The organism is Veillonella parvula, assembly GCF_032575955.1.
Classification (GTDB): Bacteria; Bacillota; Negativicutes; order Veillonellales; family Veillonellaceae; genus Veillonella; species Veillonella parvula_J.
Genome location: NZ_JAWFXN010000002.1, coordinates 172726 through 186331 on the forward strand (window position 1 = coordinate 172726; position 13606 = coordinate 186331).

Annotated in this window: 11 protein-coding genes; 5 read left to right on the forward strand and 6 right to left on the reverse strand. The window is 37.6% G+C overall.

Annotation, left to right across the window (positions count from 1 at the left end):
* Positions 1 to 191: 191 nt before the first annotated feature.
* Entirely contained in the window at positions 192 to 1463 is a 1272-nt protein-coding gene (locus E7L28_RS03610) for an O-acetylhomoserine aminocarboxypropyltransferase/cysteine synthase family protein (protein WP_004697757.1), read from the forward strand.
* Between the two features lie 481 nt (positions 1464 to 1944).
* Here the strand turns inward: E7L28_RS03610 and E7L28_RS03615 are convergent, their stop codons facing one another.
* On the reverse strand, positions 1945 to 2532 hold the full coding sequence (locus E7L28_RS03615) for a PepSY domain-containing protein (protein WP_004693923.1): 588 nt from the start codon (positions 2530 to 2532) through the stop codon (positions 1945 to 1947).
* A gap of 394 nt (positions 2533 to 2926) precedes the next feature.
* Between E7L28_RS03615 and E7L28_RS03620 the strand changes: the two genes are divergently transcribed.
* Complete coding sequence (locus E7L28_RS03620; RefSeq protein WP_004693921.1) at positions 2927 to 3493, forward strand: biotin transporter BioY; 567 nt, start codon at positions 2927 to 2929, stop codon at positions 3491 to 3493.
* A gap of 180 nt (positions 3494 to 3673) precedes the next feature.
* Here E7L28_RS03620 and E7L28_RS03625 read toward each other — a convergent pair whose 3' ends face one another.
* The 4 genes from E7L28_RS03625 to E7L28_RS03640 all read right to left on the reverse strand — a co-directional run bounded on the left by E7L28_RS03625 (position 3674) and on the right by E7L28_RS03640 (position 8771).
* A complete protein-coding gene (locus E7L28_RS03625; RefSeq protein ID WP_004697866.1) occupies positions 3674 to 4438 on the reverse strand; it encodes a TIGR03943 family putative permease subunit in 765 nt (254 codons plus the stop codon).
* 58 nt (positions 4439 to 4496) lie between these two features.
* Positions 4497 to 6032 carry a permease gene (locus tag E7L28_RS03630; protein WP_004697932.1) on the reverse strand — a complete coding sequence of 512 codons (1536 nt, stop codon included), beginning with the start codon at positions 6030 to 6032 and terminating at the stop codon, positions 4497 to 4499.
* Positions 6029 to 6898 (reverse strand): CobW family GTP-binding protein, encoded by an 870-nt coding sequence (locus E7L28_RS03635; protein WP_004693915.1) that lies wholly within the window; start codon positions 6896 to 6898, stop codon positions 6029 to 6031. The genes E7L28_RS03630 and E7L28_RS03635 overlap by 4 nt, the downstream gene beginning before the upstream one ends.
* Before the next feature lie 424 nt (positions 6899 to 7322).
* On the reverse strand, positions 7323 to 8771 hold the full coding sequence (locus E7L28_RS03640) for an aminoacyl-histidine dipeptidase (RefSeq protein WP_118091038.1): 1449 nt from the start codon (positions 8769 to 8771) through the stop codon (positions 7323 to 7325).
* 301 nt (positions 8772 to 9072) lie between these two features.
* Here E7L28_RS03640 and E7L28_RS03645 point away from each other — a divergent pair, with 301 nt between their 5' ends.
* The 3 genes from E7L28_RS03645 to E7L28_RS03655 all read left to right on the forward strand — a co-directional run bounded on the left by E7L28_RS03645 (position 9073) and on the right by E7L28_RS03655 (position 12464).
* Entirely contained in the window at positions 9073 to 10524 is a 1452-nt protein-coding gene (locus E7L28_RS03645) for a nicotinate phosphoribosyltransferase (RefSeq protein ID WP_118091037.1), read from the forward strand.
* 8 nt (positions 10525 to 10532) lie between these two features.
* Entirely contained in the window at positions 10533 to 11300 is a 768-nt protein-coding gene (nadE, locus tag E7L28_RS03650; protein ID WP_316711448.1) for an NAD(+) synthase, read from the forward strand.
* Positions 11301 to 11486: 186 nt separating this feature from the next.
* A complete protein-coding gene (locus E7L28_RS03655; RefSeq protein ID WP_004697824.1) occupies positions 11487 to 12464 on the forward strand; it encodes an asparaginase in 978 nt (325 codons plus the stop codon).
* Positions 12465 to 12735: 271 nt separating this feature from the next.
* On the opposite strand, the gene E7L28_RS03660 is transcribed toward E7L28_RS03655, so the two are convergent.
* Positions 12736 to 13512: an adenosylcobinamide amidohydrolase gene (locus tag E7L28_RS03660; protein WP_012863854.1), complete on the reverse strand. Its 777-nt coding sequence runs from the start codon at positions 13510 to 13512 to the stop codon at positions 12736 to 12738.
* Positions 13513 to 13606 lie beyond the last annotated feature (94 nt).

Below are 13606 nucleotides of genomic sequence, written 5' to 3' on the forward strand. Positions count from 1 at the left end.
TTTTATTTCTCATAAATGACTTAGTTCGCTTTAGCGGTTTTGGTAAAAGCTTTTATCCTCCTTTGTCCACCATAGTTTAAAGTTATGGAGAAAAGAATATAAAAAATAGTAGACATAACTTTTAAAGCATAGTAATATACTAGGCATAAAGAACGAACTTAAAATATAGTTAATATAAAGGAGTTATTATAATGAGTAAACAATACAGATTTGAAACATTACAATTACACGCTGGTCATACGGTGGATCCAACAGGTTCTCGTGCAGTACCGATTTATCAAACTACATCTTTCGTATTTAAAGATGCTGAGGAAGCAGCGGGTCGTTTTGCATTGACTAATCCTGGTGGTATTTACTCTCGCCTTGGTAATCCTACTACAGATGTGTTGGATGCTCGTGTTGCACAACTTGAAGGCGGTGCTGCTGGTATTGCAGTAGCATCTGGTTCTGCAGCGGTTACGTACTCTATTTTAAATGTAGCAGATGCTGGTGATAATATTGTTGCTGCATCCACATTGTATGGTGGTACTTATAATTTGTTTACTGCTACATTGCCTCGTTTGGGGATTCAAACTAAATTCGTAAATCCGGATCATTTGGAAGAATTTGAAGCAGCTATCGATGAAAAGACTAAAGCCGTTTATATCGAATCTATTGGTAACCCTGGTATTAATCTTATCGATGTACAAGCCATAGCTGATATTGCACATAAACACAATATCATCTTGATTGTAGACAATACATTTGCATCTCCATACTTATTCCGTCCATTAGAACATGGTGCTGACGTAGTTGTACACTCTGCTACTAAATACCTTGGTGGTCACGGTACAACATTGGCTGGCGTAGTTGTAGAATCTGGTAAATTCGACTATAAAGGTTCTGGTAAATACCCTGGCTTCTCCGAAGGTGACGAACACTACAATGGATTAGTATTTGGTGATTTGCCAATCCCATTCACTGTAAAAATTCGTGCTCAATTACTTCGCGATACTGGTGCATGCATTACACCGCTTGCATCTTGGCAAATCTTGCAAGGTATCGAAACATTGTCTTTGCGCGTAGAACGTCACGTTGAAAATACTCGTAAAGTAGTAGATCTCTTAAGCAAACATCCTAAGGTAGCATGGGTAAGCTATCCAGAATTAGAAGACAGCAAATACAAAGCATTAGCTGATAAATACTTCCCTAAAGGTGTTGGTGCTGTATTCACATTCGGCGTAAAAGGTGGTAAAGAAGCAGGTATTAAACTTGTTGACTCCTTGGAAATCTTCTCCAACCTTGCCAACGTAGCAGATGCTAAATCTCTTGTTATCCATCCTGCATCCACAACACATGCACAACTTAACGAAGAACAACAAAAATCTGCTGGCGTAACACCAGACATGATTCGTTTGTCTATCGGTCTTGAAAATGTAGATGACATCATCGAAGACTTAGCACAAGCTTTAGATAAAGCTTAATCTTTCACACCTTTAGTTTGAAAACTATAGATCAAACTTTCAGAACTTACAAATGACATCCTTAAGCTGAACTTTGCTTAAGAAATAGAACACATAACTATCAAACCTATAAAACTTATACAAAAGACCTCCCGTTGGGAGGTCTTTTTGTAAGTATGTGCTAATTTTATAAGAATAAAAAGTTGTATAGGTGTAATACAACCTTGATAGAATGGATATATAAAAAGACCTTGGATTCAATGATCCAAGGTCTTTAAGGGAGTATAGTGTGTGTAACGTTTGGTCTGTGGTGTGTGAGCACAGACCGTTTTCCTATTGTGTGAGATAGGATTTTAGGGAACCCGTGGTTAGTGTTACGGGCTCTCTGAGAGTGTGTTAGAGAGTGTATCCAAAGGATACAGTGTGTATAGTATGTGTGTTATATGTGTAGTGTGTCATCTAAGTGGGTTAGGATAGGGTTTCACTTGATGAAAGAAAAATCTTAGTATTTTGTGTTTTTAACTTTAGCGCTAATAACTTTACCGGATGTAGCGTCTACTTTTACTTCAGCATTTTTACCGCCGCCAGTTGTCATATCGAATTCATATACAACTCTGCCGTTTTCACGTTCAACAGTCCAATCCATAGTTTGGAAATCAGAACCAACTTTTTCCATAGCTTTTGTTTCAGCTACTTCAGGAATGATGATGTTTTGAACGTTAATTGTTTTAGAAGCTTTGGAGTAACCTTTTACTTCTTTACCAACGATTTGACCAGATGCTTCGTCTACTTTAATTTCTACTTCACGGTTGCCATAATAACCTTCTACTTCATAGTAAGGATTGTGTTTTGCGTCATAGGAAATAGATTTTACAGTAGCGCCAGGGAATTGTTGTTGGAATACTGTAATAGCGCCCATATAATCAACAGAATAGTTAGCTTGTGCGGATGGAACAACGCTACCAACACCATTCCAGTTGCTATGGTTGTTGTAACCATGGTTGCTAGCTGCACCAACTACACCTGCTAATAATACTGTACTAACGCCAAATGCACATAGTACTTTGGATACTTTCTTAACATTTTTCATAAGCAATGCCTCCTGATACCAAATTATAATTTTCGTTTAGTTACGATTTTGTGAAAGTAGATTTTACTCAATCTACTTACGTATAATTTAATCTTGTTATATGAAAATAAGATGAAATTAAATGATTTTTGTATGAAGATGAGTATATCTTTTAGTTATTATGAACTATTGATAATAACTATTAGCTATAGTCAAAATTAAAAAGTACAAAAAACATAGTATATATAATATTAGACTATATAGTAAACTAAAAGTCAATCATTATAGTTGACAATTAAAAATACAAGTGCTTTAATTTAGATAGTTAGTAGTTTGTTTTCGTGTTATCTTGGATTTTTATTCTCCATTGATAGCACAAACTCCTGCTTAGGTCTGTTATGAATGGAGGTATACCATGAGCTCTACTGTATCAAAACAAACTCACATTACCACCCGTCAGTTAACGATGACAGCACTTTTTGTTGCGCTAATCGCCGTTGGTGCTTTCATACGGGTCCCATTACCGAATTGTCCGTTTACATTGCAAATCTTATTTACTACATTAGCGGGCATGGTTTTAGGTAGTCGTTTAGGTGCCGCTAGTGTTGGCATTTATATTATATTAGGTCTTGTTGGGGTTCCTATTTTTACGTCCGGTGGTGGTCCTAGTTATATTTTGCAACCTACCTTTGGTTATTTAATTGGCTTTATGGTTGGTGCGTATGCAGTAGGACGCATTGCAGAGACAATGGATACATTATCGTTTAAACGTTTGCTAGCTGGATCCATATTAAATCTATTTATTGTATATGGTCTTGGCATGGTGTACCTATACTTTATTATGAATCTGTATTTAGGTAAGCCTATTGGTGTCGAAGCTGTTATTATTACATGCTTCCTAATCCCCGTTGGTCCAGATATTTTCTTGTGCGCTGTAGCAGCATCTCTTGGTAAGAGAATTATTAAAGAATTACAGCACTAATAGAACGTTTTAATAATTATTATAATTATAATAACAAGAATAAATATAATAACTATTATAAAGCATCAATCTTTTGTAGATTCATATAGACATTGAACTATGAAATATGCGTTATTATTTTATTCAACAGAATCATTCCTATTAAAAACGAGGCGTTAAGCCTCGTTTTTTATGTAATTCTTAAGGGTATACATAGCCTAATATAGGTTCTGCAGATTTGATTTTTGTAATCTCTACATATGGTTGTTTACGACCGTGGAAGTCTCGGGTAGAAACCTTACCTTCAATCGATACCCATTGTTCATTTTGTAAGCTATCACCATCTGTTTTATAGGCTGTCATGCCAATAGGGGCAACGTCAGCAATACAACAAGCCATAGCCATACGAGAAATAGTAAATTCGTTAGGTTTTAATGTATTATCTTCGCGGTTTACATAGCCTGTCATATAAACTGTGTAGTCTTTATATTGATCAACATTAGATCCAACCTTTACAATGGTTTGATAGAAATTATCTGAGTTCAAAACGATTTCTTTTTTGTCCTTGGAAATCCCTGGCTCTTTACTTTCACTGTTAACGGTGACAACCTCTCCAATAGCATCGTTTGTAAAGTCGAAATTGTTAGTATCATCGTTTACGCGAGCGGCACCATGAACGCCTGTTGATGGTACAAGAACGGGAGGAATGATGAGCAACATAATGGGAATAATAATCGGAACGATAGACTTCCAGTTATGCTTGTAGTATTTTGAAGGCGCCCAAATGATCGTCGCTAGACCTCCTAAAATAAGGGCAACGCCACTAATACCTAGTAAAAGTTCATAACGTGGTGCAATATAGTTCAAATAACGACCTGTCACAATGAGGTAAATACAGCAGATACCTAAGGTGAGATACAATAGACCTTTCACGATAGAAAAGCGATCTTTCAGTCCTAATGTCATGAAATCATCTCCTTTTAATTAATTAAGAACTGAGATAATGATTATAAAAATTTGTAAATTAGCTAAGAAAAAATTTGAATACTAATGCTGCTATGTAGGACATAACGGCAATTGTTATACTTAATCGTATGATAAATGAGGCAGGCATATATTGTTTTAATATATATACATTTTTGATATCTAGCATCGGACCCAAGATGAGGAAGCCCATTACGGAGCTAATAGGAAATAAAGTGCTCAAGGATTTACCGATGATAGCATCTGATGTAGAGCAGACTGAGAAGAAGAATGCTAACATCAGCAAAATTGGAATGGCTGTAAATTCTGGCAAGGTTAATCCTGCATTGAGAAGCCAAGGTTTGCCATACACTTGAACTATAGATAGTACAGTTGCCGCCATGGAGAAATAGAATAAGAGTTGAGAAAACTCTTGTTCCATATGGATTAACAATCTTTTTTTATCAATATATTTAGTTTTAGTTGTTTCTAAAACGATTTCTTCGTAGCTAAGACTCTGTGGTGCTCTTGCTTTCAATATAGATGTGGCTGGAGGCCAGAATCGGAACGATAGGGCTACTAACAAGGCAACACCTAATCCTAAAACGATACGCCATACGGAGAGCATAGGATTGTCTGGAAATGCATACCAAGTAGAAAGAATGGTGATAGGGTTTATAATCGGACTAGCGAGCATAAATAAAAGGGCTACCGATAAAGGGATACCTCTGTCTATTAGTGCCTTGAATAAGGGGATGATAGCACAGTCACAAATTGGCAAGGCAAAGCCACTGACCATAGCAGCCCCATAACTTTTCCAAGAATGGTCGCCTAACAGTTTTAGTAGCACTCGTTGTGGTACGAAATAGCGAATAATCGTTGAGCCTACCGTGCCTAGCAATAGGAATGGGATGGCTTCGATGATGAGACCCGTGATTATAGCAAAGCATTGGTGGATGGAATAGGGGATATCATGGCGAAAAGCTGTGACCAACAGTATATAAGTTGTAACACCAATAACTAATAGATTGGGAATGAGTCCCCATGTAGAATTTCGGCACAGCTGCTCCACTTTTTCAGGGGTGGGAGTGGTTACAATTTTAGCCTCTCCGTTGTAGGTGCGCAATAAAGTGTGATGTGTATCGGACTCTGTTATGATACAATCTGCGCTGTATAATTGACTCATTACGTCATTACCTAAACCAGGGAGTATGGTTGAAACAAATTGATCGGTACAAATATATAATACCTTTTCTATTTGTACTAGGTGTCTTAACATATCGCTATATAGTAAGGCTTCTAGTTGATGAAAGCTTACCATGCCATTCCACTCAATCCATAGCTCTTTTGGCTGTACTTGTTTTAAATAATCCCCGATTTTACAGGCTATCAACTCGTAAGACTTGATATCGCTAGGAACGATAGCACTGAGTTCATCCGCATTGAGTTGTAAGGGCTCTTTGATAAGATGCTCACTGCCTCCTTCGGCGCTGATTATTGCGGTACCGCCTAGCTTTTTTCGGTATTGTAATTGTTTGTTTATGAATGTGCTTTTACCGGATCCAATAAACCCTGTAACGATATAAACAGGAATCATGATTGACACACTTCGTTATGTACCATTGGTACATTAAAATCTGTTCCGATAACGACTAAACTATAGTCATTAGTTTCACTAGGTGAAAGCGAACAATAATGTGTGCCGTACTGGAGTTCGTGTGGGCCTTCTGTAGTAGGTACAATCCCTTTGGCACGAAGCACTGTATCAGGCATGCCTTCTAAAATGGTTTTCCACTGTGCGAGACTGAGAGTACGTAAATCCTTAAAGGTATGACTCATAAATAAATGTTCATCGTGCAAACAGTGATCATCATGACAATGATACAGACGCTTGATGTAATCACGCAAACTGATGGTATCCCATGCTTCTTCATGGATTGGTGTATGTGGCGCGAGGTCGCGAATCATACGTTTCGTAATGCTTGTTTGTTGAATATCTTCTGTATGGCTCAAAAAAATCGCATCACTATGAGTGATTTGATCCTTGAAGAAAAGTCCAAAATTTTTGATAAACATTGGTGCTTGCATAGCATCGACAGTCGTTATCGATGCGTGAACGTAAGCAGATTTTGCAATGTCCTCGTCGTTACAAGTATGGATGATTTCACTAAGCTTGCTAACACCTGATGGCTCGATGTAGATCATATCGATTTTGTAATTTTGGAGAATATCAAGTAGTGCTTGCTGGAAATTTCCTTGTAAGCTACAACAAATACAGCCAGAGGTTACTTCGCGAACTGTAGCCCCTGTTTTTGCAAGATTAGTCGCATCAAGGCTAGTTTCACCAAAATCGTTTTCTATAATAAGAATTTTATCTTTCGATGTATGTTCTTTTAATATATGTTGTAATAATGTTGTTTTTCCAGAACCTAGAAATCCGGATATAATAACTATTGGAATCATATATACCTCCTGCGTAATGTAAACACAGTATACACCTATAGGATAACACAGAAAATACTCTATGGGGTATATGGAGACTAGCAAGTTTCTCAGAGTTTAACAGTCTTCTCTGAAATTTATAGATTATATACTATATATGAGTATACTGGCACATGTAGTTGATATTCATAATTATTTATAAATAAAACGATGCATTCCATGTTGTTCATATATGAAAGAATACTCCTATATGAATAAATATTTATTTATGTAGTTGAAAAATTTTTATGAAAAAAATCCCTCCTACAAGATAATTCAGTTGGAGAGATGGCTGAATTACTTGTAGGAGGGTTGGAGAGTCACTATTACATGGGTCTCGTAACTTGATGTGTTATTTGCTTATAGTATAACAAATTATACATCAAAAATATAGTAATTATTTATTTTATTGTAATTTTGCTAATAATGCTTTGAGGTACACATATACATTTTCAACAGAAGGTAAATGAACGCGTTCTGATGGTGTATGAGGACTTACGATAGTAGGCCCAAAGCTAATCATTTGTGTATTTGGCAATACGCCTTTTAACAAACCACATTCGAGACCTGCGTGAATAGCATTTACATTAGCTGGTGTATCGAACATTTCGTTATGCAAGGAAATCGCTTGTTCTTCCAATTTTGAGCCTTTGTCGTATTCCCATGCTGGATATCCACCTGTACGCTCTGCAGCTACGCCAAGTGCTTTTGCAAGAAGCATCATTTTTTTCGTTAAGAATTCAAGACTATTGCTATTGGAACTACGAATAGAAATGAGTATTTCAATGGTATGTTGATTTTCACGTACGATAGCAATATTATTAGATGTTTCTACAAGGTTTGGGATAGACTTACTTACAGAATGAACCCCATCTTGTGCAAGATAGATATATGTAATAAGTGCTTCTGTTGTGTCTTCTGCATATACTATTTCAGGAGTAGGAACATCTTCAACTACAAATGTAAGGCCTGGATCCTGTACGCTATATTCGTGTTGGTATTGTTTTTCTTGGTATGCGAGCAATGTTTTAATGGCTGCCACATCTTCAGAGCGTACGGATAGTACAGCTACTGCCTTAGACGGGATTGCATTATGTTTTACGCCACCTTCGAAAGACGCTAAGCTAATAGGATATTGTTGTTGAATATCATAGAGTACACGGGTTAGTACTTGGTTTGCATTAGCTCGTTGCTCGTTGATTTCGATGCCGGAGTGCCCCCCTTTAAGACCGGTTACTGTAATGGATAAGCCCGCATCATAGCCTGGTTGATTGTTATCGCGTAACAATGGAATTTTTACATGTACGTGGCAACCGCCAGCACAACTAACGGTGAAGTCATGTTCTACTTCTGTATCTAGGTTGAGTAAGTAGTCACCAGTTACTTGACCTTCTTTAATGGCAAAGGCACCATCCATACCAGTTTCTTCGTTGGTAGTGAATAATAATTGCATTGGTCCATGTTGTTGGCTTTCATCTTCAAGGAGAGCAAGCATCATAGCAGCACCCATGCCATTATCGGCACCTAATGTTGTATGGTCTGCGTGCATCCATTCGCCTTCGATGATATTAGCGATTGGATCTTTAGAGAAGTCGTGGTTAGAGTCATGGTCTTTAACACAAACCATATCAATATGACCTTGTAAAATGATGGATGGACGGTTTTCATAACCTGGAGATGCAGCTTTTTTGATAACTACATTAAAGATTTCGTCTTGATGAACTTCAAGACCTAAATTTTTAGCAAAGTTCACGATGTAATCGCTGATGCCTTTTTCATTGCCGGACTCACGAGGAATTTGGCTCATTTCTTTAAAAATTTCTAATACGCGTTTTGCTTGAACGATTGTTTCCATAATGGTACCTTTCATTCTCATGTAAAATAGACATGTATGTATTATTGAAAGCTTTTAAAACAATATAAAATAAAATATTATAGCGTAATGGTCGCTTGTTTTACAGTCTAGACTAGGTCCTTTCATACATACGAACTATATAAATTATTATTGTATATATATAGTTATATCACAATAAAGATTATTAGGATAGCTTATGCTAGGTGCTAGCTATATAGGAATAATATTGTATAATGAGGGTATACGAATAACGAATAACAATTAACTAAATTTCTATAGATCTTAGAAGGTTGGTGAACCAATGCAACATGAAAGCCGCAATATTAGCATGCTTATGGATTTTTATGAGATGACTATGGCACATGGCTACTTTACAAAATTAAAAAATGTGGATCGCGTCGCATTTGATGTTTTCTTTAGACGTAATCCAGACAAGGGCGGTTTTGCTATTTTTGGTGGTCTCGAACAAATCGTTGAGTACATTTTAAATTTACACTTTGATGAAAGTGATATCTCTTATTTACGGAGTCAGGGTATTTTTAGTGAAGAATTTTTAGCATATCTAAAAGATTTCTCTTTCACCGGTGATGTATATGCCTTCCCAGAAGGTTCTATCATCTATCCTAATGAACCTGTAATTACAATTGTGGCGCCTCTCATAGATGCACAAATCGTAGAAACTGCAGTGCTTACTATGATGAACCATCAATCTCTTATCGCCACAAAAGCTAATCGCATCGTTCGCGCTGCGGATGGGCGTATTGTGGCTGACTTTGGTGCTCGTCGTGCACATAATGTAGACGCAGCCGTATACGGTGCAAGAGCCGCTTATATTGGTGGTGTTCAGTCCACTGCAACCGTTTTAGCAGGGCAACAATTTGGCATTCCTGTCAGCGGTACTATGGCGCATAGTTGGGTCATGTACTATGGCTCTGAATACGATGCTTTCAAAGCCTATGCTGAAGTGTATCCAGATAATGCAGTATTCCTTGTTGATACTTATGATGTGTTAAACTCTGGCGTGCCCAATGCTATTAAGGTAGCAAAGGATGTATTAGAGCCAATGGGGAAACGCTTAAAAGGAATTCGCCTAGATTCTGGTGACCTTGCGTATTTGGCGAAAAAAGCGCGGCGCATGCTAGATGATGCAGGCTTAGAAGATTGTAAAATTATGGCATCTAATAGTCTAGATGAGTATACAATCACATCTTTGCTCATACAAGGTGGCCCTATTGATATTTTTGGTGTAGGGGAACGCCTCATTACCTCTAAGAGTGACCCCGTATTTGGTGCGGTATATAAAATTGCTAGCATCGAGAAAGATGGTATGTGGGAACCTCGTATCAAGATTTCTGAAAGTGTAGAAAAAATTACTAATCCAGGTCTTAAAAAGGTATATCGTGTTTATAATGATAAAGGTCGTGCGATTGCAGATCTATTAACATTGTTGAGAGAGGTACCTGATACAGAGGAACCATATCGTTATATCGATCCTGAGCAACCTTGGCGTGAATTATATTTTGAAAATTGTACTTTTAAAGAGATGAAGCAGCTTATTATCAAGGATGGTAAATTAGTTGTGGACTTACCAACACTAGAGGAAATTCGAGCATATGTGCAAGATCAATTAGCTAATGAAATTTGGCCTGAAGAGCAACGCTTTGAAAATCCACATCGTCACTACCTTGATATGAGTCCTAGCTACTATCAATTGAAGATGGATTTATTGAACCGTATTTATCGGAAAAAGTAGGAGGGCCTATGTTAGAAAATCCACAAGCTACAAAGGATGCCCTCATTCAATGGATTCGAGATTATTTTGGTAAAAATGGTCCTAACTGTAGTGCTGTAGTTGGTATTTCAGGTGGTAAGGACTCGACTATCGTGGCAGCTCTTTGCAAAGAAGCTCTCGGTGCAGATCGCGTAGTTGGTGTTCTTATGCCAAATGGAGTGCAATCGGATATTGATGATGCTCAGGCAGTGGTAAATTATTTAGGAATTCCGCACATGACGGTCAATATTGGTGCTGCCTATGAGGCGCTAACTCATGCTATCGTTCAGGCTAAGGGGTATGATGTTGTAACGGGGAGAACCGATTTATCTAAAGATGCTGCCATTAATACGCCGCCTCGTCTCCGGATGGCAACTCTCTATGCAGTAGGACAAAATTTACCAAATGGTGCTCGTGTAGCAAATACTTGTAATGGATCTGAAGACTACGTAGGATACTCTACAAAATACGGAGATAGTGCAGGTGATTTTAGCCCTCTCGCACAACTCGTAGTAGAAGAAGTTCGTCAAATAGGAAAACTTCTTGATATTCCATTGCACCTAGTTGATAAGGTGCCAAGTGATGGTCTTAGTGGTCAGTCCGATGAGGATAAATTGGGATTTAACTATGCTATACTGGATCGTTATATCAGAACTGGTGAAATTGAAGATCAGCCAACAAAAGAGCGAATCGACTATCTGAATCGAATTAATAAACATAAATTGGAGTTGATGCCATCATTTGACCCAAAGCTTTAATTGATAAGGCAGAAATCTCGATTTATAGAGATGAATCCATGAATCTATAGGGGCGAAGCCATAAAATAAGATAAAATAATTTTTTAGAATATAATAAGGCTGGCCATTATTGACCAGCCTTATTGAATCGTACTTAGTTTAAATTTAATAACAATAATTATTTTATAGTTTTATAGTGGAGGTAATATGGATACAAAAATTGCTTTGATTGGTACTGGAGGAACTATTGCAGGAAAAGGTACTTCAAATACTGATTTAACAGGCTATACGGCAGGGGTGTTAGGACTTGACAAAATCTTAGCCTCCGTACCTGGTACAAAACCGTATGGTCCTTATACATATACTCAGTTTAGTAATATTGAAAGCTCCGATATTACCGTAAATCACTGGTTAGAACTTTCTAAGTTGGTGCAAAAATTGGTTAATCGAGATGATATCGGTGGTGTTGTTATTACTCATGGCACAGATAGCATGGAGGAGACGGCATATTTTCTGAATCTGACAGTTCATACAGACAAGCCAATTGTTATTACTGGATCTATGAGACCCGCAGGTGCTATTAGTGCAGACGGGCCAATTAATTTATTGCAAGCTATCCAAGTAGCGAGAACACCATCGTCTGTAGGTAAAGGTGTGATAGTCGTATTAAATGGCTACATTGATGGGGCAAGGGATGTATCTAAATGCAACACTACTAATGTAGCGACTTTTGATAGTCCATTAGTGGGGCATCTTGGTATTGTACAAGATGGTGTTGCCCACTATTATAAAGTGTCTACTCGACGTCATACTCAAGACTCTGTATTTGATGTGAGTAAATTGTCTGAGTTACCTCGTGTAGTTATAATGACCTGCTATGGTGGTATGGATGATATGGTGCCTATGAGTGTAGTTGCTACAAATCCTGACGGTTTAATTTTAACAGGTCTTGGTCATGGTACAATCCCACAAAACGTACGTCAAATCACACAGAATACAAAGTTTCCAACGGTACGTGCTTCTCGTACCGGTAGTGGTATGGTATCTGCAGTGCCACAAGATGCACTGGCAAACTATCTAGTATGTGATACTTTAAGTCCACAAAAAGCGCGTATTTTATTGATGCTAGGGCTTACAAAAACTAAAAATCTTAAAAAGTTACAACAATTCTTCCATGAATATTAAAGGCACATAATACTCATGGAACATATGAAACATAATAATTCTTTGAATCTAATAATTAATTTGAAAAATTTGAGAAAATATCTCAAATTTTAATTTGATATTCATTTTCAAAAATTATACTATATGTAACAGTTTTATATGCAATAAACCGCACATTCCGATCGCCTAGGATGTGCGGTTTTTCATTTGTATTATATTTTTCATATATGAGTGGGGTGTTGAATGATAATTTGGGGGCATTCTAGATGTTTTTGGATATCACAAGATAGGATTATTCAGCTCCAATAGCATTTTCTAGTGCTCTTTGTACGCCTACATAGACGGCCTTGGCTAAAGTGTCTCCAAATAGTGAGAAGGAGCCAGCATCGGTTAAGATATCTCCATTTGTATCGATGGTGAGAACGATACCATCTGTAGAGGTACCTGTGGCAGATGTTTTGCGTTCTTTCGTAATTGCGTCAGGAATGTCTTCGTTAATAAACGGATGGAGGCGTACGCTTTCAACATTCCAATCTTGTAGGGCTGCGGTTTTAGCCTCGGTAATCGTCATGATAGCTTTTACCATAGCGCTATCTGTTAAAGCTTTATTTGTAAATACGAGGATATTAATTGTGCCTGGTACTATGAAGTCTCCATCACGCTCTTCATAACAATAACCTGTACCTGCGCGATGTGCCGTTTTTTCATAGCCTGCAGTCACGATAGTTTCTACGATAGTATCATGTTCTTCGACTTTGGCATAGGCGTGTAGATGCATTGTGGCAGACGTGAGGAGGGCTGTACTAAAATGAACAGGTGTATCAATGTGCTCAAATTCTTGAGCTAAATAATCGGCTACAGAGCCACCGGGTAAATCTTTTTCTGTTTCGATTTGATATGTTAGCTGTTGATTACGTACGGCTAGAGTATGGTGATAGCCACCATTTAATTGTCCGCTCGAAAGAGAATAGTGGATATCGTCAAAGTGTACCGTGACGGAGTGTAACTCTCTAGTTACATAGCCTCCAGTAGCGAGTTCTTGGGGTGCTTCGTATAGATTTTTGAACATGTAAGTCTCCCTAGTTTTATGATTGTTATATATGGAATATAACGATATAATATCTTTATTATCGTATTGCGAATGCATATGTAAAATTATAGCA

Coding starts and splice junctions, on each gene's coding strand:
- E7L28_RS03635 (WP_004693915.1), bottom strand. CDS start 6,898: ATGATTCCAATAGTTATTATATCCGGATTTCTAGGTTCTGGAAAAACA.
- E7L28_RS03660 (WP_012863854.1), bottom strand. CDS start 13,512: ATGTTCAAAAATCTATACGAAGCACCCCAAGAACTCGCTACTGGAGGC.
- E7L28_RS03625 (WP_004697866.1), bottom strand. CDS start 4,438: ATGACATTAGGACTGAAAGATCGCTTTTCTATCGTGAAAGGTCTATTG.
- E7L28_RS03630 (WP_004697932.1), bottom strand. CDS start 6,032: ATGATTCCTGTTTATATCGTTACAGGGTTTATTGGATCCGGTAAAAGC.
- nadE (WP_316711448.1), top strand. CDS start 10,533: ATGTTAGAAAATCCACAAGCTACAAAGGATGCCCTCATTCAATGGATT.
- E7L28_RS03655 (WP_004697824.1), top strand. CDS start 11,487: ATGGATACAAAAATTGCTTTGATTGGTACTGGAGGAACTATTGCAGGA.
- E7L28_RS03640 (WP_118091038.1), bottom strand. CDS start 8,771: ATGGAAACAATCGTTCAAGCAAAACGCGTATTAGAAATTTTTAAAGAA.
- E7L28_RS03645 (WP_118091037.1), top strand. CDS start 9,073: ATGCAACATGAAAGCCGCAATATTAGCATGCTTATGGATTTTTATGAG.
- E7L28_RS03620 (WP_004693921.1), top strand. CDS start 2,927: ATGAGCTCTACTGTATCAAAACAAACTCACATTACCACCCGTCAGTTA.
- E7L28_RS03615 (WP_004693923.1), bottom strand. CDS start 2,532: ATGAAAAATGTTAAGAAAGTATCCAAAGTACTATGTGCATTTGGCGTT.
- E7L28_RS03610 (WP_004697757.1), top strand. CDS start 192: ATGAGTAAACAATACAGATTTGAAACATTACAATTACACGCTGGTCAT.